This window comes from Nocardiopsis sp. iso_40 (assembly GCF_056173285.1).
In genome coordinates this window covers 3,308,132-3,330,009 of sequence record NZ_CM149666.1, presented here as the reverse complement: position 1 = coordinate 3,330,009, position 21,878 = coordinate 3,308,132, and the positions used below count along the sequence as shown (strand labels likewise).

Genomic DNA, 21,878 nt, shown 5'->3' with positions numbered 1-21,878 from the left:
TGCCGCGACCCTAGCAATACCGTCCGGTCGGTTGGTAGTGCGGGGTTGCCGGACCACCGGTCCGGGGAGGTGGATCCGGGCCCGCGCCGCGGGTTCCGGCGCAGAGCGGTCCCCGGGCTCCGGACCAGCGACGACCCGCCGGGGCGAACGCCCGAACCGCTCCGGCCTCCGCCGGGCCCCGACGCGCCCGGCCGGCCGACCTGTCGGCGAGGGCTCCCACGGAGCGCACCGGTGAACCGTTCCCGCGCGCCCCTTTCCGCCTGCCTCCCTCCGCCCGGGGCGGGCCCACTTTATGGAAAAGCCTATATTGGCGGGCCTCCGGCGCGGGTATCCCACTTTTATCCGCCTGGAAACCGCGGTGGTAAATGCCTGTACCACCACGGGCCGTTCGGCTTCCGGCGCACCTCAACGGGGAGGTTCCATGGTTCGACCCGTCAGTTCGGCGCCCGCGGCGACGCCGCGGCACTATCTGATGTGCCGTCCCACCTACTTCGCGGTGGAATACGCGATCAACCCCTGGATGGATCCGGCCGCGGGCGTGGACCGCGAACGCGCGATCCGCCAGTGGGCGGGGCTCCGGGACCTCTACCTGTCCCTGGGCCACCGGGTCAGCGAGATCGCGCCGATCGAAGGACTGCCCGACATGGTCTTCGCGGCCAACGGGGCGCTGGTCGTGGACGGGCGCGTCTACGGTGCCCGGTTCGCCAGCGCCGAACGCACCCCGGAGGGGCCGGCCTACCTGGACTGGTTCCGCAAGGCCGGTTACACCGAGGTCCTGGACCCCAAACACGTCAACGAGGGCGAGGGCGACTTCATCACCCTCGACGACGTGATCCTCGCCGCCACGGGCTTTCGCACGGAGGCCGCGGCCCACCAGGAGGCCGAACGCCTCCTGGGGCGTCCGGTCGTCACCCTGCAACTGGTCGACCCGCGCTTCTACCACCTGGACACCGCACTGTTCGCGCTCTCCGGGGACCAGGTCGCCTACTACCCCGGGGCCTTCTCCGAGGGCAGTCGCCGGGTGCTGCGCTCCCTCTACCCCGACGCGCTCCTGGCCACCGAGGAGGACGCTGCGGTGCTCGGCCTCAACGCGGTCTGCGACGGCCGCAACGTCGTCCTCGCAGCCGAGGCGTCCGGACTCGCCGACCGGCTGCGCGCGCGGGGCCTGGTGGTGCACCCGGTGGAGCTCGACGAACTGCGCAAGGCGGGCGGCGGGGCCAAGTGCTGCACCCTCGAACTGAGGGGCTCACCCGTGTGAAGGTACGCGGGCGGATTCCACGCACCCCCGTGCGGTATCCGCCCGCGCAAACCTCCCCCGGTGTGGGAAAGGACACGTACCCGTTCCGGGGCGGGAATGGTAGCCACAGGTCACGAGCGCTACCGCGGACAAACACGCACGGCGGCCGGGAGAACTCGTGTCCTCGGTCCCTGGTGAAAGTCCCCGAGCCCCATAGGGTCGTTTCCGTGAAGACCAAACAGCGCAGACTCCCGCGTCGTGTCAGGGAACAGCAGCTGATCGACGCCGCCGTCCTCGCGTTCTCCCGCGGTGATTACCACACGGTCAGCGTGGAGGAGATCGCGCAGGCGGCCGGAACGTCCAAGCCGACCGTCTACCACTACCTCGGTTCCAAGGAAGGGATTTTCGCCGCCTGTGTGCGCCGGGAGATGGAACGGCTCATCGACGCGGTCCGGGACGCCGTGCACGATCCTTCGGCGCTTCCGGGGGATGACCCGCTGCGCCGGGGGATGCAGGCCTTCTTCACCTTCGTGGTGGCCCACCGGGAGAGCTGGACCGTTCTCTACCGGCGGGCGGCCGTGCAGGGCGCACCCTTCGAGGGTGAGACCATCCGGGCGCGCGACCGTGTCACCGCCGAGGTCGCCGAGCTGATCACGGCCTGTACCCGGGGTGAATACGAGGCCCTCGCGCCCCGGGACGCCCAACTGCTGGCCCGTGTCGCGGTGAGCACCGCCGACGCCTTCGCGGACTGGTTGTTGGACCATCCCGACGAGACCCCCGACGCCATGGCCGGGCACGTCACCGAACTCACCTGGTCCCATCTGCGGTCCCGCAGGCCCGCCGGGGTCTGAGCCCTTCCCGGGCGGTGCCGGGGGCCCGAGTCGGCTCCCGAGGGAGCCGGTTGCCCCAGGCTATGGTCAGTGGGGTTCCCAACGGGCCCAGATCGGTGCGCCCTGGTCTCTCCTGGTCGCGGCGCACGGTTATGACCGGAGACCGGGACCGTTCCAGCAGCCTGGCGGAACTCAGGGTCGCCGTGTTTCTCTGCCCGGCTGGCCGCGATGCGCACCCAGGCAGTGCAGGTCGTTTCAGGGCCTGGAACGGGTCAGCTTTCGGGAAAGCCGGTTTCCACCCCGGTGCCGTCGGAAAGTCCCTGGGGCAGGTGGTACCCCGTGCCGACTCCTAGGGTGTGACATCCCTGGGCCCTTCCGCATGTTCCGGACACGGTCGGCGGGTGCCTCCCCAGGCGATTGGGACCCGCTCCCGCGCGACGACGACTGAAACGGGGAAGCAGACATGTCCGAGAACAAGGTGGTCCTGGAGCAGGCAGCCCAGGAGTTCGCCGACGCCAACGCGAACGAGCCCTTCATCTACCAGCTCCCGCCCGAGCGGGGTCGGGAGATTCTGGAGGACGTCCAGAGCGGTGAGGGCGTGCCCAAGCCCGAGATCGGTGACGAGTGGATCACCGTGGAGGGCGGGCCCACCGGGCAGGTGCCCGTGCGGATCGTGCGCCCGGCCGGGGCGACCGGGATCCTGCCGGTGATCCACTACATCCACGGGGCGGGCTGGGTGTTCGGCAGCGCCAACACCCATGACCGGCTGGTGCGGGAGCTGGCGGTGCGTACCGGGGCCGCGGTGGTCTTCCCCGAGTACGACCGGGCACCGGAGGCCAAGTACCCCACGGCGATCGAGCAGAACTACGCGGTGGCCCGGTGGGTGGTCGAGCACGGTGCGGAGAAGGACCTGGACGGTTCGCGCATGGCGGTGTGCGGGGACTCGGTGGGCGGCAACATGTCCGCTGTGCTCGCGCTGATGTGCAAGGACCGCGGGGATGTGGAGCTCAAGGGGCAGGCGCTGCTGTACCCGGTGACCAACGCCGACTTCGACACCGAGTCCTACCACGAGTTCGCCACCGGGTACTTCCTCAACCGGGACGGCATGATCTGGTTCTGGGACCAGTACACGACCGACCCCGAGCAGCGGGCGCAGATCTACGCCTCGCCGCTGCGGGCGTCGCTGGACGAGCTGAGGGGCCTGCCCCCGGCGATGGTGCTCAACGGTGAGGCGGACGTGCTGCGCGACGAGGGCGAAGCGTACGCGAACCGCTTGCGGGAGGCGGGGGTGCCGGTGACGGCGGTCCGTTTCCAGGGGATGATCCACGACTTCATGATGGTCGACAGCATGCGCGACACCCATGCGAACAAGGCCGCGCTGCTGCTGGCGACGGACTTCCTGGCCGACGTGCTGGGCACCCGGTCGGCCGTGCCGCGCCAGCAGGCCGGTCAGCGCTCCGGGGTGCCCGTGCGCTGACCAGGCCGTCGGCGGGGGCGGGCCCCGACCCCGCCGACGCAGGGCCTGGGGTGCTGCCGTGGGCGCTCCCGTGGGCGCTCTTCCGAGGAATCGGTCGGCGGCGAGCTCGTTGCTGCCCCTGGCATCCAGGGGCCGGGCCCGGGAAACGGTGACCGTGGGCAGAGCGGCGCACCCGGGCCCACCGCCACCGGGCCAGGACCGGGTCCCGGTGGCGGTGGGCCCGGCACAGCAGGGCCTGCTCTTACTGGTCCACCTGTGCAAAGGCGAACCCTTCTCCCAACTCACCTGGTCCCACCTGCGGTTCCGCAGGCCCGCCGGGGTCTGAGCCCTTCCCGGGCGGTGCCGGGGGCGTGCGGGACCGCCCGGCTCAGCTTCCCGTCTGTCCGCGGTGGTTGAGGGCCAACAGGCTGACCAGGTCGTAGGCCACGTGCGAGGCGGCGGTGGAGGTGATCTGGGCGTGGTCGTAGGCCGGGGCGACCTCCACCACGTCGGCGCCCACCAGGTTCAGGTCGGCCAGTCCGCGCAGGATCTCCAGCAGTTCGCGGCTGGTGATGCCGCCCGCCTCCGGGGTGCCGGTTCCGGGGGCGTGCGCCGGGTCGAGGACGTCGATGTCCACGGAGACGTACAGCGGCCGGTTCCCGATCCGCTGGCGCAACGCGTCGGCGATCTCGTCCACCCCCTTGCGCAGCACGTCGGCGGCGGTCACGATGCCGAAGCCGAACCGGCGGTCGTCCTCCAGGTCGCGCTTGCCGTACAGCGGCCCGCGGGTGCCCACGTGCGCGATCGCCTCGGTGTCGAGGATGCCCTCCTCCACGGCCCGGCGGAACGGGGTGCCGTGCGTGTAGGGCTCACCGAAGTAGGTGTCCCAGGTGTCCAGGTGGGCGTCGAAGTGCAGCAGGGCGATCGGGCCGTGCTGCCGGTACAGCGAACGCAGCAGCGGCAGCGCGATCGTGTGGTCGCCGCCCAGGGTGACCAGTCGGGTTCCGGCCTCGACGAACTTCGAGGCGCCCTGGTCCAGGGTCTCCACGGCGTCGCCGACGGAGAACGGGTTCACGGCGATGTCGCCGCCGTCGACCACCTGGAACTGCTCGAACGGGGCCACGTCCAGACCCGGGTGGTAGGGCCGCAGCAGGCGGCTGGCCTCGCGGATCGCGGAGGGACCGAAGCGGGCACCGGGTCGGTAGGACACCCCGGTGTCGAAGGGCACGCCGATCACGGCGACGTCGGCACGCTCGACCTGGTCGATGCGGGGCAGCCGGGCGAAGGTCGCCGGACCCGCGAAACGCGGGACGAGGCTGGAGTCGGTGGGGCCGATCGGGCTGTTCATACGGTCCGGTCCTGTTCGTCGGTGCGGTCTGACGCCGGTGTCAGCTCTCGTGGGAGGTGCTCGTGGGCCGCGGTGTTCCCCCGGAGGGGAACGGCTGGCCCGACCTGCGGCAACGTTGGCGCAGGTCACAGTGCTCCCGTCAGCGTAGGCAGCCGGTAGGCTCTGCTCCAGTGGTCGAAACGCACCATTGTTTACCGGAACTTGGACGAACTATCCAAGGAAGGCGGTGAGCGGGCCGCCGCGGAGAGGGCACGGGAGACGCATGGGTGAGGGCACGGGCGGGACGGACAGCCACGACGTGCCCCTGAGCGAGATCGTGGGGCGCCGCGACCTCGCCCTGACCGTCGTGGTCGAGGCGTCGGACCCCGCGATCACCTGGGCCGTGGCCAGCGAGCTGGTGGAACCGGCCGCCTACCTGCGCGGCGGGGAGCTCCTGCTCACCGCCGGCGTCAACCTGCCCGTCACCTCCGAGGGGGTCCGCGACTACGTGCGGTCCCTGGTCAGGGCCGGGGTCGGCGCCGTCGGTTTCGGCCTCGCCCCGGTACACGCGGTCGTTCCGGAACGGCTCGTCGGACAGTGCCGCGCCCAGGGCCTGTCCCTGTTGGAGGTGCCCCAGTCCACGCCCTTCGCCGCGGTCAGCCGCGCGGTCGGCGAGGAACTGGAGGAACGCCACCTGCGGGACGTGCGCCGACTGGGCGAGTCCCACCAGGCGCTGGCCCGCGCGGTCACCGCGGCCGACCCCGTGGAACGGGTGCTGACGGTGCTGGCCCAGTCCCTCGGCGGCTGGGCCGCCCTCGAACCCTCGGACCCCTCGGTACCCGCGCACCGGACCCCCGGCGCGCCCCCCGAGACCGACCCCGGCCTGCGCCCCCTGGTCGCCAAACTCGCCGCACCCTCGGGCCCGCGCAGCGCGAAGGCCCCCAGCGGCGGCGACGAGGTCTTCCTGCACACGGTCGGTGTGCCGCCGGAGGAACGGGGCGTGGTCCTGGTGGGCCGTCCCGAACCGCTGGGCATCGCCGACCGTGCCGTCCTGCGCACCGCCACCGCCCTCCTCGACCTGCTCTCCCGCACGGTCGACGAGGAACCGCCCGTGCCCGGCCGGCTGCTGACCCGGCTCCTGCTGGACGGCGGCCCGGACGGGGAGACCGCGCCCCTGCTCGCCCCGCTCGCGGACACACGCGCCGCCCAGGCGCGTGGGAAGGACCCGGGTGGAACCGGGGCCGCGTACCGGGGGGACGCGCACGTACACGGCCGGGGCGGCGAACCCGGCGCCTACCGGGTGCTGCGGGCCCTGCCCCTGGCCCGGGGGCAGGGCACCGCCCCGGGCGACCTCCCCCTGGGCACACGGCTGGTCGACCGCCCCGGGAACGGTGCGGGACCCGGGGACGGACCCCTCGTGCGGGCCGTGCTCACCGACCGGGGGGAGACGGCCCACCGCGAACACCTGGACCTGCTCCGGGCACACGGATGGGTCGCCGTACTCGGTCCGGCGGTCGCGCCGCAGGAGCTGCCCGGGGCCGACCGGAAGGCGGCCTCCCTGCTGGCCCGCGCCCGTGCGGTGGGGGCACCGATGCTCTGGGCACGGGACACCGACCCGTTCGAGGCGCTGGTGGACCCCGTCGAGGCGCACGGTCTCAGCCGCGACCTCCTGGGCCCGCTGGCCGGGGAGACCAGGACGGCCCGCACCCTGCGCGCGACCCTGCACGCCTGGCTCGCCCGCCACGGCAACTGGGACCGCGCCGCCGCCGACCTCGGCGTCCACCGCAACAGCGTCCGCTACCGGATCGGCCGGATCGAACGGGAACTGGGGGCGGACCTGGCCGACGCCGAGCAGCGCATGAGGCTCTGGTTCGCCCTCACCCGGTACGTACAGGAGGGTCCGGGCGCCCCCGGAACGGGGTGAGCGCTCGGACCCGTGCGCGGCGGTGGGGGCCGACCAAAAGGACTCCCCGGGCGTTAACCCCCACAGAAAACAGAAGAGTTTGTCCGAAACGCCTTCCGAAACGAGCGAGTATCCCGGTTCTGTTGGCCCTGCCGAAGCCGAAGCAGGAAACTTGTGGATGCCGGGCGGAACCGGGAGCCGGGGCCGTATGAGGGGGTCCCGGTCCCGAGGGGGCGGTTCCGGTCCCAGCACCACCGGTGCCCGCGGGCCCGTCCGGGGCACCCGGCTGCGGGTGCTTCCGCCCGTTCCCGAGAGCCGACGGTGACACCTACACCACACAGAAGGAGGTAGGGGTTTCCCCCGTTCGACGACGGGGGCGTCCGCCCCGAACACCAGATGACGTTTCCCCTGTTGGATACGGCCCTGCCCTCCGGGGCGGACGCACGCGAACACGCCGTCCTGCTCCGCCGTGTCCATGACGCGCTGCTCACGGGACGGCCGACACCCGCTCCGCTGCGCCCGGTGATCGAGGACTCCTGGGGGAGGATGCGCCGCTTCGGCATCGACCCGGACAGTGCGCCACCGCCGAGGATGGCCCGGTTGGACGAGCTCCAGCGCCACCGGGACGCCTCGCCGATCGCGGAGGTCCTCCCGCTGATCCGCCGCTCCCTGGTCTCGGTGGCCGACGAGGCCGAACACATCATGCTGGTCACGGACGCCGCTGGCCGGGTGCTGTGGCGGGAGGGCTCCCACCGGATGCGTGCGGTCGGGGACCGGGTCGGCCTGGTCGAGGGCGCCTACTGGAACGAGGGCAGTACCGGTACCAACGCCATCGGGACCGCGCTCGTGGTGGGACGGCCGGTCCAGGTCTACTCGGCAGAACACTACGTCCGTAGCCTGCACCCCCTCACCTGCGCCTGCGCCCCCGTGCACGATCCCCGTGACGGGCGCCTGCTCGGAGCCATCGACGTCACCGGGCCGGTCTCCACCATCCATCCCGCCACCCTGGCCCTGGTCAACGCGGTCGCCCAACTGGCGGAGGCGCACCTGCAGGGCATCCACCACACCCACCTGGAGCGGCTGCGCTCGGTGGCCGCACCGCTGCTGGCGGGCCTCAGCTGTCCCGCCCTGGTCGTGGACGACACGGGGTGGACCGCGGCCGCGGTCCACATGGAACCGGTCCGGCGGGTGCTCCTGCCCAAACACTGTGAGAGCGGCACCGCCTGGCTCCCCGGTCTGGGGGAGTGCGCCCTGGAACCACTGCCGGGCGGATGGCTGGTCCGTCCCCGGCCGGAGGAGGGAGCCGCCCCCTCCACCGTCACCCTGGACCTGACCAGGCCCGGCGCCCCCTCGGTGTCGGTGGCCGGGGACAGCGGTGAGTGGGCCCAGCGACTGTCCCCGCGCCACACCGAGTTGCTCCTGCTGCTGGCGGTGCACCGGGAGGGGCGCTCCGCGGTCCAGCTGTCCCGGGACGTGTTCGGCTCCGACAAACACGTGGTGACGGTACGGGCCGAGCTCTCCCGGGTCCGGCGCAACCTGGGCGGGGTGATCGAGAGCCGTCCCTACCGGTTCTCCGACGAGGTGCGCGTTCGCGTCCTGGGCCCGGATTCGCCACTGGACCTGCTGCCCGGTTCGCTGGCGCCGGGGGTGCGGGCGCTGCGGGACCGCACCCGTCCCGAGGACCTGTTTGATTGCTCTGGGCGATGACTCCGCAACCTGTTGCAACCGTTGCCGCTCTGGTCCGGATGGGATCAACTGGTGGTGCGCGGCCCGCCCATCGGTGGGCGGCCTCCGGGCAAGAGAGGGCACGGCGGCTGTTCACCGGTGCGGGGTGCTCCGCGTCCTTCGTGCCTTGAGGGGGGCAACGGGGGCGTAACGCGGACGCGCGACGGGCTGGAGCCCCGGAAGGGTCGGGGGAACCTCCGGGGCCCCGCGCACACGACGGTACGGCCAGGGGGCACCGGCGCCTCCGGGCCGTACCGTTGCTCCGGTCGGGGCTCAGCCCCCGTCGCCCTCCGAGGCCTGCGAGGGCGCAGGTGAGCACTGGAAGCAGTCCATGGCGAAGACCTCCTCTCCGTCGACGCGGCCGGTGAAGTCACCACGCAGGCTGTCGTCGCCCTCCTCGCGTTCGGCCAGGGCCCCGCGCCGCAGGCGGCCCTCGAAGCTGACCTGTTCACCGTCGCGGCTCTGCCCGGTGCAGAACACCTCCAGGCGACCGCCCCGCACCCGGGGCGTGCCCTCGTCCGTGCCCTGGTCCGGTGCGGTGCCCTGTGCCCCGTCCGCGGTGACCGACCCCCCGCCGCCGCCCTCGGACGGATCCGGGGAGGGGGCGTCAGCGGGCGCGGTGGTGCAGCTGAGCGAGCCGTCCACGGGGTGGCCCTTGCGGGCGAAGGCGCGCTCGGCCCCGGGGCGCAGGACCGTCACGGACAGGGCGTCGGCGGCCTGCTCCAGCTCCAGCAGTGCGGTGTCGGCCTCCTGCTCCGGTTCCTCCTCGGCCGAGCACGAGGTGAGCGTCGCGCACAGCAGCAGTGCCATCGAGGCGGTGGCGGCGGTCGAGCGGACTCCCATGGCTTCCCCCCGGGTCGGTTGCGTTCCCTGTCCGGGAACGCGGTCCACCGAACCAATGTCGCTGATGGGCTCCAATCGGCCTATGTCCGACTCGGTGTGAAAGTGTGAAAAGTGCTCAATGTTCTGGTCATCCTCCTGTGAGTCGCACCACTCATCCGGGTACCTTGCCCGGTGGAACACCCGGTGGCCCCGCGGTCACGGGGCGTTCGACCAGCGGGCGCTAAGCCCCGGCCGAACGCGCCCGCACCGCCGCTGGGCTACACTCGGGACATTTACCGAACCGTGTTCGAACACGGTTCGCACAAGTCGAACACCCCACCGGAGAGCACCCGGGGCCCAGCCGTCAACGGGAGCATCCGGTGAACCAGGGGGCCCGACGAGGCGTCGAACCAGGGACCAACGACGATCCCCGGGTCGTCCCGTACCGACGGCCCCACAGACCGTCCTTCCTTCGGAGGTGGATCGTGTCCGCTGACCACCGAGAGCAGCAGCCCAGCCAGCAGGGTTCGCGTATCGACCCGCACGTCAGCCGTTACGCACTCCGAGCACAGGGCATGGTCGCATCGGAGGTCAGGGCACTCTTCGCCGTCGCGTCCCGACCGGAGATCGTCTCCCTCGCGGGCGGTATGCCCAACGTCGCGGCACTGCCCCTCGAACAGCTCGGCGACCTGGTCAAGGACGTCGTCTCCGAGGAGGGCGCGACGGCCCTGCAGTACGGGTCGGCCCAGGGGGACCCCGTCCTGCGCGAGCAGATCTGCGACTACATGACGCTCGAAGGCGTCCGGGCCAGCCCCGACGACGTCATCGTCACGGTCGGCTCCCAGCAGGCACTGGACCTGCTCACCCGGGTCTTCGTCGACCCCGGCGACGTCGTCCTCACCGAGGCCCCCACCTACGTCACAGCCATCAACACCTTCGCCGCCTTCCAGGCCGACATCCGCCACGTGGGCCTGGACGAGCAGGGCGTCATCCCCGAGGAGCTGGAGGAGGCGCTCGTCCGCGCCGAACTGGACGGGAGGCCGGCCAAGTTCTTCTACACGGTCCCCAACTTCCAGAACCCCGCGGGCATCACGATGAGCGCCGAGCGCCGCGCCCGGGTCATGGAGGCCTGCGAGCGCCACGACGTGCTCGTCATCGAGGACAACCCCTACGGTCTGCTCCGCTACGACGGCGAACCCGAGCCCACCCTGTACTCCCAGGGCAACGGGAACGTCATCTACCTCGGCTCGTTCTCCAAGACCCTCTCCCCGGGCCTGCGCATCGGCTGGGCCCTGGCCCCCTCGGCCGTGCGCGCCAAACTGGTCCTGGCCGCGGAGTCCGCGATGCTCAGCCACTCCACGTTCAACCAGCTCGTGGTCCGCCGCTACCTGAAAACCTTCCCCTGGAAGGAACAGATCAAGGCCTTCAACTCCATGTACAGTGAGCGCCGCGACGCGATGCTCGGCTCCCTGGAGGCGATGATGCCCTCCGGGTGTACCTGGACCAAACCCGAGGGCGGGTTCTTCGTCTGGGCCACCCTGCCCGAGGGCATCGACACCAAGGCGATGCTGCCGCGCGCCGTCAACGAGCGCGTGGCCTACGTGCCCGGCACCGGCTTCTACGCCGACGACCGCGGCCGTGACAGTATGCGCCTGAGCTTCTGCTACCCCACCCCCGAGCAGATCCGTGAGGGCGTGCGCCGCCTCGTCACCGCGATCGAGGGCGAGATCGACCTGCGCGACACGTTCGGCCCCGCGATCACCCCGACCACCGAAGGCAGCCAGGCACCCACCCCTGACCTGCCCTGACATTCCCGCGTAAGGGCAAGAGCACCATGACAGCAGCACAGAAGGAGGTCCGCGCCGTGGCTGACCTTGACCGGGTTCTCGTCCTCGCCGGAGGCCTGTCCCCCGAACACGAGGTGAGTGTCCACTCCGGCCGCAGCGTCGCCGAGGCCCTGCGCCGACTCGACGTCGAGGTGCAGGTCGCCGACGTCGGCTCCGGTCTGTTGGACCGGCTCGCCGCCGACCCGCCCCAGGTGGTCTTCCCCGTCCTGCACGGGGCCGCCGGGGAGGACGGTGCGATCCGCGAGGTTCTGGAACTGGTCGGTGCGCCCTACGTGGGCGCCCGCCCCGACTCCTGCCGCCTGGCCTACACCAAGCCCGCGGCCAAGGCCCTGCTCGCCGAGAAGGGCGTGCGCGTGCCGCGCGGCGCCACCCTGCCCAAGTCGGCCTTCCACGACCTGGGCGCTCCTGCTCTGCTGGGCCGCATCGCCGACCGGATCGGTCTGCCGCTGTTCGTCAAGCCCGACCGCGGCGGCTCCGCCTTCGGCGCCACCCCGGTGGCCTCGGTCAGCGACCTGTCGGCGGCGCTGGTCTCCTGTTTCGCCTACAGCGACTCCGCCCTCGTGGAGGAGCAGGTCCAGGGCACCGAACTGGCCGTCGGCGTCCTCGACACCGGGGAGGGCCCCGTGGCGCTGCCTCCGGTGGAGATCGTCCCGGACGGCGGCGTCTACGACTACGCCGCCCGCTACACCGCGGGCCGCACCGAGTTCTTCTGCCCGGCCCGGCTGGAGGAGCCGGTCCTGGCCGCCGCCACCGAGGTGGCCCTGACCGCCCACCGCACCCTGGGGCTGCGCGACTTCTCCCGGACCGACCTCATCGTGGACGCCGGAGGCGAGCCGATCTTCCTGGAGACCAACGTCGCCCCCGGCCTGACCGAGACCTCCACGTTCCCGATGGCGGCCGCCGCCGCGGGGCTGGACTTCGCCCTCGTGTGCCGCGAACTCGCCCACCAGGCCTACCTGCGCGGTTAGGTACCGTTCCCGGACGCGGAGCGAGGCGCGGCCGTCCCGCCCCGCCGTCCACGGACACGCCGGTCGGGGCCGGCCGCGGGCCGTGGACGCGGGAATGTCGTAGGCCCGGGGGATGATCCCGGTGTCCGCCCCGACCGGGGGCGGGGTGGAAGCCTGTCCCGAGGAGCGCTCATGACGTCACCAGCCCCCCGCCCGTGCCGGAGAGCCCGCCGATGAGCAGGTGCGCGGACCTGTGGCCGCTGATCCACCGGGAGCGCGAGGCGTTGGCCGAGGACCTGTCCGGCCTGACCGAGGAACAGTGGGCGACGCCCTCGTTGTGTGAGGGGCTGACCGTGCGCGAGGTACTCGCGCACCTGACCTCGGCGGCGACCCTCAACGGTCTTCGGTGGCTGGCGGGGGTCGTCCGCTGCCGGTTCGACTTCGACGCCCAGGTCGCGATGCGCCTGGCCGAGCAGATGGGGGACTCCGGCGCCGAGACCCTCGCACGCTTCCGGGGGGTCACGGGGAGCACGACGTCACCGCCCCTGCCCAAGCCCGCCATCCTGGGGGAGGCGATCGTGCACGGAGAGGACATCAGGCGGCCCCTGGGCATCGCGGGCGCCGCTCCGATCGCCGTGCTGACCCGGGTGGCCGACTACTACCAGGGCTCGGACCAGGTCGTCGTCGCCAGGAGCCGGATCCGGGGACTGGCGCTGCGGGCCACCGACGGCCCGTTCGCCTCCGGCACCGGGCCGCTCGTCCGCGGGGGCACGCTCGCTCTGGTCATGGCGATGACCGGTCGCTCCGCACACCTGGACGAGCTCACCGGCGACGGGGTGGAGATCCTGCGCGCACGTGCGGACGGCTGAGCCGACCCGGCCCGGGTTGCACGGGGCCCCGGCCTGTACGGACAAGAACGCGACGAGTAGGGTCCCCTACAAACCGACTGTTCGGTATGCGAAAGGGAGTCCCCCATGGAAACGGCCCTGCGGATCTGTCCGCTGTGCGAGGCCACCTGCGGCCTGACCCTGACCATCGACGCGGGGCGGCTCACCGGCGCACGCGGCGACCGCCAGGACGTGTTCAGTGCCGGGTTCGTCTGTCCCAAGGGCGCCACCCTCCCCGCCCTGGACAACGACCCCGACCGGTTGCGGCGGCCCATGATCCGCGACGGGGAGCACTGGCGCGAGGTCGACTGGCCCGAGGCCTTCGCCGCCGTCGACGCCGGACTCACCGGCGTGATCGAACGGCACGGCCGCCAGGCCGTGGCCAGCTACCTGGGCAACCCGAACGTGCACACGCTGGCCGGACAGCTCTACTCGAGCCTGCTCGCGCGCACCATCGCCAGCACCAACGTCTACAGCGCCAGCACGGTCGACCAGATGCCCAAGCACGTCTCCTGCGGGCTGATGTTCGGCGACCCGTACGCCATCCCCGTCCCGGACCTGGACCGCACCGACCACCTGCTGATGCTCGGCGCCAACCCGCTGGAGTCCAACGGCAGCCTGTGCACCGCCCCCGACTTCCCCGGCAGGCTCAAGGCGCTGCGCGCCAGGGGAGGCCGTCTGGTCGTGGTCGACCCACGCCGCACCCGCACCGCCGGCCTCGCCGACGAGCACGTCCCCGTCCGCCCGGGCAGCGACGCCTACCTGCTCTTCGCCATGGTGCACACCCTGGTGGCCGAGAACCTCGCCGACCCCGCCGGCCTCGCCGAACACACCGACGGCCTGGACGAGCTCCGCGCCCTGGCCGAGGCGTTCACCCCCGAGGCGGTCGCCCCCGTGTGCGGGATCGGAGCCGAGCAGATCCGCGGCCTGGCACGCGACCTGGCGGCCGCGCCGAGCGCCGCGGTCTACGGGCGCCTGGGTACGACCGCCGCCCAGTACGGCACGCTGACCAGTTGGCTGGTGGACGTGCTCAACCTGCTCACCGGGAACCTGGACCGGCCCGGCGGTGCGATGTTCCCCCAGCCGGCGCACCGCGGCCCCGTTTCCGGCCGCACCCGGCCCTTCCGGGTCGGACGCTGGCGCAGCCGCGTCCGGGGCCTGCCCGAGGCCAAGGGCGAGTTCCCCGCCGTGACCCTGGTGGACGAGATCGCCACCCCAGGCCCCGGGCAGGTCCGGGCCCTGGTCACCGTCGCCGGGAACCCGGTACTGTCCACCCCTGGCGGGGAGCGCCTCGGCACCGCGCTGCCGGACCTGGAGTTCATGGTGAGCGTGGACCCCTACCTCAACGAGACCACCCGGCACGCGCACGTCATCCTCCCGCCCGCCCCGCCCAGCCGTTCCAGCCACTTCGACCTCGCCTTCAACGAACTCTCGGTGCGCAACAACGTCCGCTACTCGCCCCCGGCCCTGCCGCTGGGCGAAGGAGAAGCCGACGAGGGCGAGATCCTGCGCCGACTCGTGCAGATCGCCGCCGGTCAGGGCCCCGACGCCGACCCCGACACCGTGGACGAGGCCGAGATCGCGCGGCTGCTGGCCCGTGCCGTGGCCGACCCGGAGTCCCCCGTGCACGGACGAGACCCGGCCGATCTGGCCGCCCGCCTGCCCCGGGGGAGCTGGGCCGAGCGCCGTGTCGACCTGTTCCTGCGCCTGGGCGCCTACGGCGACGCCTTCGGCGCCCGCCCGGAGGGCCTCACCCTGCGTTCGGTGCTGGACGCGCCGCACGGCATCGACCTCGGGGAGCTGCGCCCCCGGGTGCCCGGGATCCTGGCCACCGCCTCCGGCCGCATCGAGGCCTGCCCGCCGCCGATCGCCGAGGACGTCGCCCGGTTGCGGGACGGACTGGCCGAGCGCCGCGAGTCCCTGGTGCTGGTGGGCCGACGGCACCTGCGCTCCAACAACAGCTGGGGACACAACGTGCCCCGGTTGAACGGTGGCAGCAACACCTGCACCCTGCACGTGCACCCCGAGGACGCCGCCCGCCTGGGCCTGTCGGACGGTGGAACGGCCACGGTACGCAGTGGCGCGGGCGCGGTGCAGGCCCCGGTGGAGTGCACCGACACCGTCGCTCCGGGGGTGGTGAGCCTGCCGCACGGTTGGGGGCACGGCGTGCGGGGCACCCGGCTCTCGGTCGCCGCGCAGAACCCGGGCGTGAACGTCAACGCCGTGACCGACCCCTCGGTGGTGGACCCGCTCTCCGGCAACGCCGTCCTGAACGGGATCCCCGTCTCGGTGCTCGCGCACGAGTGACCCGGCCGGCCCCCGGGGCCGGTCACCGGCCGGGCGGGCCGCCACGCCACGGCGGCCCACCCGGCCCGGAGCCCCGGGGCCGCGCTCCGAGCCCGTGTCACCGGTTCGGAGCCGCCAGGGCCTGTTCGATTACACCCCGGACGGTCGACTGGAGCAAGGGGACCTTGTACCCGGTGGCGGGCAGCGGGGAACAGAGTTCGGCGAGCCCCTCCAGGGCCCCGACGACCGCCGCACCGGCTTCCTGGCCCGGGACCGCGCCGACCAGTGCCGCCTCCACCCCGGGAAGGCGCAGCGGGGTACGGGCCACCCCGCCCACCGCCACCGCCGCGCGGACCGCCGGACCGGTGCCGCCGTCGGCGCACTCCATCCGGACCACCGCCTCCACCAGGGGCCATTCGGCCCGGGACCGCCCCGCGGCCCGCAGGTGGGCGGCGCGCTCACCCGGTACCGGGGCTGGCAGCGCCACCGCGGTCAGCAGGTCGCCGGGGGCCAGGACGTGGTCACCGGTGGGGTCGGTGCCGTCGTACAGTTCCGCCACACCCAGTTCCGCCGTTTCCGGGGCCCGGGCGTCCGCGTCCGCGCCGGACCCGCGCCCCCGTGCCACGTGCACGGTCGCGTCGTAGGCCAGCAGCGCCACCGCCAGCGACGAGGGGTGCGGGGCCACGCACGGCCCCTGGTCCACCACCACACCGCGCAGGTGGTCGCCCGAACGCGCCGGGCACGTCCCGCCCCCGGTCTGGAAGCAGTCGAAGGCCGGGTTGCGCAGGTAGGAACAGCGGTTGCGCTGGAGCAGGTTGCCGCCCACGGTGGCCGTTCCCCGGATCTGCGGGGTGGCCAGGGCCCGGGCCGCGGCGGCCAGCCCCGGGTGGAGCCCGGCCAGGCGGGGGTCGGTGCCCAGCTCGGCGACGGTGGTCATCGCGCCGATCCGTACCGCTCCGTCCCCGGCCCAGTGGCAACCGCGCAGACCGGGCACGTCCAACAGGTCCACCAGGGGGGCGGGAGCGATGGCGCCGACCTCCAGGCAGGCGGCCAGGTCGGTGCCCCCGGCACGCGGGCGCGCACCGCCCCCGGCCAGTTCCCGGGAGGCCTCGGCCACGCTCGTGGGGCGGCTGGTGGTCGACTCGGGCTGTCGTGCGGTGGTCAACGCTGGTCTCCGATCAGTCGGTCCGGACGCAGGGGAAGGTCGTGTTGCCGGTGCCCGGTGGCGTCGTACACGGCGTTGCCCAGGGCCGCCGCCACACCCACCACCGAGACCTCGCCCAGGCCGATCCCGCCGCCGACCACGTGCTCGAACCCCTCCTGGTGGAAGTACACCTCGGTCTCGGGCACGTCGCCCATCCCCGGGATGCGGTAGTCCTCCAGGTTGTCGGAGAGCACCACACCCGAGGCGGGGTCGTCGCGCCGCTCCTCGAAGAGCGCGTACCCCACGCCCTGGACCACCGCGCCCTCGCACTGGTTGCGGGCCAGCCGCTCGGAGTAGATGCGCCCGGCGGCGATCCCCGCCCAGCAGCGGGTGGGCCGTACCCGCCCGAGCAGGGTGTCCACCTCCACCTCCATCACGTGTACGGCGCCGCTCATACCGCGCCCCACGGCCAGGTCCTCCATGTCCGGGGTGAGCTGTCCCCAGCGGTCCAGGCCGCGCTCACCGACCACGCTCACCCCTTCGGCGGCGGCGAGCGCCTCCTTGAGGGCGTGTTCGGGGACGGGTCCGCTCGCGGGCACGTCGGGGGAGAGTTCGCGCAGGGCCTCGCGCAGCCGGTCGGCGGCGTCGGCGGCGGCCGGTCCCATGGAGGTGGTGGTGCGGCTGCCGAAGGAACCGGTGCCGTGCACCGAGGAGCTCTGTCCGATCTCCACCCGCAGGTTCGCCGCGTCCGTCCCGAGCCGCTCGGCGACCACGTCGCCGAGCACGCTCCGGATACCGGTGCCGATGTCCTGGGTGGCCGAGCGCACCACGAGGGCGCCTCCCTCCACCACCAGTTCCACCCGGGCCCGGGGCGCCAGCAGGTACGGCCAGCCCGCGGCCGCCAGCCCCACCCCGCGCCGGAACCTGCCGGTGCGCTTCCCGCGCGGGCGGTCCCGCCACAGCGGCAGTTCGGCGACCCGCCCGTACAGGGCCCGCCGTTTGGGGTTGCCGTCCCAGCGGCGGCGCAGTGCCAAAGGGTCCTCGCCCAGCCGCCGCGCCATGGTGTCCACGGCCTGCTCCAGCGCCCAGGCCATCGGCGGCCCGCCGGGGCCGCGCATGGGTTCGCCCGGCGGCCGGTTGGTCACCACGTCGAAGTCGCGGACCCGTCGGGGCGAGCGGCCGTACATCAGCGCGGCCAGGACAGCGGTGTTGGAGCCCACCGACACCCCGCCGTCGCCGTGGGAGTCCACGCTCATGGCGCGGAGGGCGCCGTCCTCTCCGGCCAGCAGCGCCACCCGGGTGCGGGTCCCGGGCCGGTGGCCGGCGTCGGTCAGCTCCTCGGAGCGGTCCAGGGACACCCGCACCGGGACACCGTTCAGCCTGGACAGCTCCACGGCGGCCACCACGTCCGGGGACAGCGAGTTCTTGGCTCCGAACCCGCCGCCGACGTACTCGGTCACCAGGTGCACCCGCTCCCGGGGCAGGTTCCAGCGCTTGGCGGCCCTGTCCGCGATCTTGCTGACCGACTGGGTGGACACGTGCAGGTACAGGTCGCCGTCGGCCCAGGAGGCCACGCTCACGTGCGGTTCCAGCGGGCTGTGCACCTGGGTGGCGGTGGTGTACTCCTCGGCGACCAGGAGCGGGTCCCCCCGGCGGGAGGCGTCGCGCAGCCGGGCCACGGCGGTGGGTCCGCGCCAGCTCAGGACGCCGGGCCCGCGCACGTTGCCGTTCCAGGGGGCCGAGGGTGTGGGTGCCTCGCCGTAGGTGGGCGCTGCGGCGCGCTCCTGCTTCGTGCGGTAGAGCACGGGCGCGTCCGGGTCCCGTGCGGCGTCGGGGCCGGTCACGGCGGGCAGGGGTTCGTGGTCCACCCGCACCGCCTTCGCGAGCGCCTTCGCGGCCGCCCGGGTGGGCGCGGCCACCGCCGCGATCGGCTGGCCGACGTAGCGCACGAGGCGGTCCCCGCCGAGCAGGTCGGCCAGGGGCGGCGGGGTGCCGTCGGGTCCGGGACCGGCGCTCACCTTCAGTACGCGGGCGTGCGGGACGGTGGAGCGCACGATCACCCCCTCCCAGGTTCCGGGCGGGGCGAGGTCGGCGGTGAACCGGGCGCGTCCGGTCACCTTGGCCGGGGCGTCGGCCCGCGGCGGGGCCTGGTCGGGTTCGGTGTCGAACTCGCCGGCGCAGGCGGCGGCCACGGCCGCGAAGATCCCCTCGTAGGCGCCGCAGCGGCACAGGTGCCCGGCCAGGGCGTCGGCGACGGCTGCGCGGTCGGGGCGGGTGTCGCCGTGCTCGGCGCGCCAGGCGTCCACGAACACGGAGGCCTCCAGGACGAAGCCCGGGGTGCAGTAGCCGCACTGGAGTCCGTCGTGGGCGGCGAAGGCGCGCTGGACGGGGTGGCGGCCGTCCAGCCCCTCCACCGTGGTGACGTCGCGCCCCGCCAGGTGGCCGGCGGGCAACAGGCAGGAGGCGGCGGGTGTGCCGTCCACCAGGATGGTGCAGGCCCCGCACACGCCGGAGCCGCAGGCGATCTTGGTGCCGGTCAGACCGAGCCGGTCGCGGAGGTGTTCGGCGGCGCTGGGGCCGGGGTCGTCGGGTGCGGATGAGGGTGCGCCGTTGACGCGGATGCCCATGGGCGGCTTCCCTTGGCGGAGAGTTAAGTTGTCAGTGTCAACTTAGAGCCTGGGAAAGCCCGCTGTCAAAGGTTTTCGCGACGGGCCGCCGCAGGGCTGCTCCACCGCCCGCTCACACCTCCTCCGCGGTGCTCTCGCGCGGGGGCGTCGCCGGTCTCCCCGTCCGTGCCGTGGTCTTCACCGCTCGGGTGAGAGGTCACTCCGGAGCGGCGCCGGACGACAGGTCCGCGGCGATCGCCTCCGCCCAGTCGTCGATCTCCGTCCAGTCCCGGAAGTCGCCGTAGTCCCCGGCCATGAGCCGGTAGGCGGTGCGGCCGACCAACGGCAGATGCTCCGGCAGCAGGACCCCGGCCAGAAGGCGGTGGTCCCGGGGCCGGACGGCCTCACGCAGTTCGGCGAGCTCCTGGGGTTCCCGGGCGTGCTTTTCGAACCAGCCTCCGACCGCCCGCGCCATGCCCACGCTGAACAGCCAGACCGGAACCCCGCCGAGCTGCTCGGAGTGGTCGCGGACGTAGTCGGCTGCTCCCGGGAGCCAGCCGCCGTTGTGCACGGCGCTTCCGAGCACCGCGGCGCCGTACCCGGTCGCCTCCGGAGCGTTGGACAGGGGCCTCGGGTCCGCCGTATGGCCCCGCTCGCGCAGCCGGGCGGCGATCCTCTCCGCGATCTCCCGCGTGGAGCCGTGCTCGCTCGCATAACCGACCAACACCTTCATGGCTCACCTCCGTGGCCTCGGCGTCCTTCCAGGATGGCGGCTCCGGTCCGCGCTGTGAAGGGAGGGTAGGCCGCAGCCGGTGGTCCGCAGGTACCCACAGAGCCCTGCTGCGCAGCTCTGGTGGCGGTCCGTGCGGGGGAGCGGACGTCATCGCGGCCGGCCACGGCGGTGTTCGCGCAGCCCCTACCCGGTGAGGAGGGCAGCCAGGTCAGGCACCACGACATCCGCTCCCCGCCTCAGCATCTCCTCGCGGACGCCGGTGCGGTCCACCCCGACCACCAGGCCGAAGCCACCGCGCCGTCCGGCTTCGACACCGGCCAGTGCGTCCTCAGCGACCAGGGCCCGCTCCGGGGCGGTACCCAATCGGCGGATCGCCTCCAGGAACAGCGCCGGATCAGGTTTGCCGGCGAGCCCGAGGCGGGCCGCGTCGATGCCGTCCACGCGGGTCTCGAAGAGGTCCTCCACCCCGGCGGCCCGCAGGACCCTGGCACAGTTGCGGCTCGCGGAGGCCGCCGCCACGGGCACCCCGGCCGACCTCAGCACGTGCACGAAATCCACGGTTCCGGGGAACGCCCGCACACCGCCGCTGTCGATCAAGTCCAGGAAGTGGTGGTCCTTGAGGTCTGCCAGCCCCGCCACCGTCACAGCCGCGGAGCGGCCAGGGCCCGGTGCCTCGGGCAGACGGATGCCGCGGGAGGCGAGGAAGGCGCGCACCCCGTCCTCACGCGAGCGGCCGTCCACGTAGCGCAGGTAGTCGTCGTGCGGGTCGAAGGGGCGGTGGTCGCCGCCCCCGGCACGGTCGAGGAGGAAGGCGTCGAAGGTCCGCCGCCACGCCCGGGCGTGGACGGAGGCCGTGTCGGTGATGACACCGTCCGTGTCCAGGACCGCGCCGCGCACACGGTCGAGCGGTACGTCCGCTCTCCTGTCGGAGCCCATGGGCCCGGCTCCCTCCTGCGGCTGGGCCGCGTACCCCTTGCGGACCCGGCCGTGACCGTCGGATCGCTGCTGCCGTCCCCCTGTTTCGGGTTCGGGGGCCGGTCCGCGCGGCTCAGTGGCGGGCCGCGGTGTGCCCGGCACCGGACCCGGGTCAGGGAAGCAGGACGGCAGCTCCGTCCACCCGGTCGGCTTCCAGGTCGGACAGGGCCCGATCCGCGGCGTCGAAGGGGTAGGGGGTCGTGGTCACTCTGAGCGGGATCCGGGACGCCAGGTCCAAGAACTCGCGTCCGTCCGCACGGGTGTTGGCGGTCACGCTGCACAGCGTTCGCTCCTGGAACAGGTCGCGACCGTAGTGGAGCACGGGGATGTCGGACAGGTGGATGCCCGCCACCGCGAGCGTTCCTCCTCGGTCCAGGGCCGTGAGGGCCGTGGGTACCAGGGTCCCCACGGGCGCGAACAGGATGGCGGAGTCCAGCGGCTCCGGCGCAGGGTCGTAGGCCCCCGAGGCCGAGTGGCACCCCAGTCTCAAGGCCAGCGCGCGCGCCTGCGGTGACCGTGTCATCACGTGCACGGTGGCGCCCAGGGCCAGGGCGGTCTGGGCGGTCAGATGAGCTGAGGCGCCGAACCCGTAGAGGCCGAGCACCCCCCTGTCGGGCAGCCGGGCCCGCCGGAGGGCGCGGTATCCGATGATGCCCGCGCACAACAGGGGCGCGGTGGTCGTGTCCGGCATGCCCTCGGGGAGCGCGTACACGAAACGCTCGTCGGCTGTCAGGTACCGGGCGAACCCGCCGTCACGGTCCCAGCCGGTGTACGTCGAGTCCGGGCAGAGGTTCTCGTCACCCCGTCGGCAGTAACGGCACTCCCCGCAGACCGAAGCGAGCCATGCCACCCCCACCCGGGCCCCCGGCCCGTACAGGCGTGCGTTCGGGCCGCTGGAGTCGACGCGGCCGACCACCTCGTGCCCGGGCACCGTGCCCGGCCGACGCGGGGCGAGGTCGCCCTCGGCGAGGTGCAGGTCGGTCCGGCACACGGCGCAAGCCGTCACCTCGATCAGCAGTTCGCGCCCGCGCGGCTCGGGGACCCGTCGGCGCACCCGGCGCAGGGGTCCGGTGGAGACGGGCCCGGGCCGGGCTACCGCCCAGGCGTCCATCCTCGGTGCCATAGGAGTAGTTCAGCACATCGAACCGCTGGA

At 73.2% G+C, this 21,878-nt stretch carries 16 protein-coding genes; 9 read left to right on the top strand and 7 right to left on the bottom strand.

From position 1 onward, the window contains the following. The first annotated feature begins 421 nt into the window (after positions 1-421). The 3 genes from ddaH (at position 422) to AC0VYD_RS14595 (ending at position 3,544) form a co-directional block, all read left to right on the top strand. Entirely contained in the window at positions 422-1,258 is an 837-nt protein-coding gene (ddaH, locus tag AC0VYD_RS14605; RefSeq protein WP_475476083.1) for a dimethylargininase, read from the top strand. A gap of 206 nt (positions 1,259-1,464) precedes the next feature. Then, complete coding sequence (locus AC0VYD_RS14600) at positions 1,465-2,088, top strand: TetR/AcrR family transcriptional regulator (RefSeq protein ID WP_475476082.1); 624 nt, start codon at positions 1,465-1,467, stop codon at positions 2,086-2,088. A 442-nt stretch (positions 2,089-2,530) separates the two neighbouring features. Continuing rightward, entirely contained in the window at positions 2,531-3,544 is a 1,014-nt protein-coding gene (locus AC0VYD_RS14595; protein WP_475476081.1) for an alpha/beta hydrolase, read from the top strand. A gap of 367 nt (positions 3,545-3,911) precedes the next feature. On the opposite strand, the gene speB is transcribed toward AC0VYD_RS14595, so the two are convergent. Next, the gene (gene speB / locus AC0VYD_RS14590; protein ID WP_473039443.1) at positions 3,912-4,871 is read right to left on the bottom strand and encodes an agmatinase; all 960 of its coding nucleotides are present in this window, start codon (positions 4,869-4,871) and stop codon (positions 3,912-3,914) included. A gap of 262 nt (positions 4,872-5,133) precedes the next feature. Between speB and AC0VYD_RS14585 the strand changes: the two genes are divergently transcribed. Both AC0VYD_RS14585 and AC0VYD_RS14580 read left to right on the top strand, forming a co-directional pair. Then, on the top strand, positions 5,134-6,774 hold the full coding sequence (locus AC0VYD_RS14585) for a PucR family transcriptional regulator (protein WP_475476080.1): 1,641 nt from the start codon (positions 5,134-5,136) through the stop codon (positions 6,772-6,774). Between the two features lie 375 nt (positions 6,775-7,149). After that, positions 7,150-8,460: a GAF domain-containing protein gene (locus AC0VYD_RS14580; RefSeq protein WP_475476079.1), complete on the top strand. Its 1,311-nt coding sequence runs from the start codon at positions 7,150-7,152 to the stop codon at positions 8,458-8,460. A 291-nt stretch (positions 8,461-8,751) separates the two neighbouring features. Here AC0VYD_RS14580 and AC0VYD_RS14575 read toward each other — a convergent pair whose 3' ends face one another. Then, positions 8,752-9,321 (bottom strand): hypothetical protein, encoded by a 570-nt coding sequence (locus AC0VYD_RS14575; protein WP_475476078.1) that lies wholly within the window; start codon positions 9,319-9,321, stop codon positions 8,752-8,754. A gap of 554 nt (positions 9,322-9,875) precedes the next feature. Here AC0VYD_RS14575 and AC0VYD_RS14570 point away from each other — a divergent pair. The 4 genes from AC0VYD_RS14570 to AC0VYD_RS14555 all read left to right on the top strand — a co-directional run bounded on the left by AC0VYD_RS14570 (position 9,876) and on the right by AC0VYD_RS14555 (position 15,288). Then, a complete protein-coding gene (locus AC0VYD_RS14570; protein WP_475480269.1) occupies positions 9,876-11,108 on the top strand; it encodes an aminotransferase-like domain-containing protein in 1,233 nt (410 codons plus the stop codon). 56 nt (positions 11,109-11,164) lie between these two features. Then, entirely contained in the window at positions 11,165-12,115 is a 951-nt protein-coding gene (locus AC0VYD_RS14565) for a D-alanine--D-alanine ligase family protein (protein WP_475476077.1), read from the top strand. 212 nt (positions 12,116-12,327) lie between these two features. Beyond that, positions 12,328-12,963, top strand: coding sequence for a maleylpyruvate isomerase family mycothiol-dependent enzyme (locus tag AC0VYD_RS14560; RefSeq protein WP_475476076.1), 636 nt, complete (start codon positions 12,328-12,330; stop codon positions 12,961-12,963). A gap of 105 nt (positions 12,964-13,068) precedes the next feature. Next, positions 13,069-15,288 (top strand): molybdopterin-dependent oxidoreductase, encoded by a 2,220-nt coding sequence (locus tag AC0VYD_RS14555; protein ID WP_475476075.1) that lies wholly within the window; start codon positions 13,069-13,071, stop codon positions 15,286-15,288. A 97-nt stretch (positions 15,289-15,385) separates the two neighbouring features. On the opposite strand, the gene AC0VYD_RS14550 is transcribed toward AC0VYD_RS14555, so the two are convergent. The 5 genes from AC0VYD_RS14550 to AC0VYD_RS14530 all read right to left on the bottom strand — a co-directional run bounded on the left by AC0VYD_RS14550 (position 15,386) and on the right by AC0VYD_RS14530 (position 21,848). Then, entirely contained in the window at positions 15,386-16,432 is a 1,047-nt protein-coding gene (locus AC0VYD_RS14550; protein ID WP_475476074.1) for an FAD binding domain-containing protein, read from the bottom strand. After that, positions 16,429-19,038 (bottom strand): molybdopterin-dependent oxidoreductase, encoded by a 2,610-nt coding sequence (locus AC0VYD_RS14545; protein ID WP_475476073.1) that lies wholly within the window; start codon positions 19,036-19,038, stop codon positions 16,429-16,431. The genes AC0VYD_RS14550 and AC0VYD_RS14545 overlap by 4 nt, the downstream gene beginning before the upstream one ends. Before the next feature lie 196 nt (positions 19,039-19,234). Next, positions 19,235-19,750 (bottom strand): flavodoxin domain-containing protein, encoded by a 516-nt coding sequence (locus AC0VYD_RS14540; RefSeq protein ID WP_475476072.1) that lies wholly within the window; start codon positions 19,748-19,750, stop codon positions 19,235-19,237. A 183-nt stretch (positions 19,751-19,933) separates the two neighbouring features. Then, a complete protein-coding gene (locus AC0VYD_RS14535) occupies positions 19,934-20,686 on the bottom strand; it encodes an HAD family hydrolase (protein ID WP_475476071.1) in 753 nt (250 codons plus the stop codon). A 151-nt stretch (positions 20,687-20,837) separates the two neighbouring features. Further along, positions 20,838-21,848, bottom strand: coding sequence for a zinc-dependent alcohol dehydrogenase family protein (locus AC0VYD_RS14530; protein ID WP_475476070.1), 1,011 nt, complete (start codon positions 21,846-21,848; stop codon positions 20,838-20,840). Between the last annotated feature and the right edge of the window lie 30 nt (positions 21,849-21,878).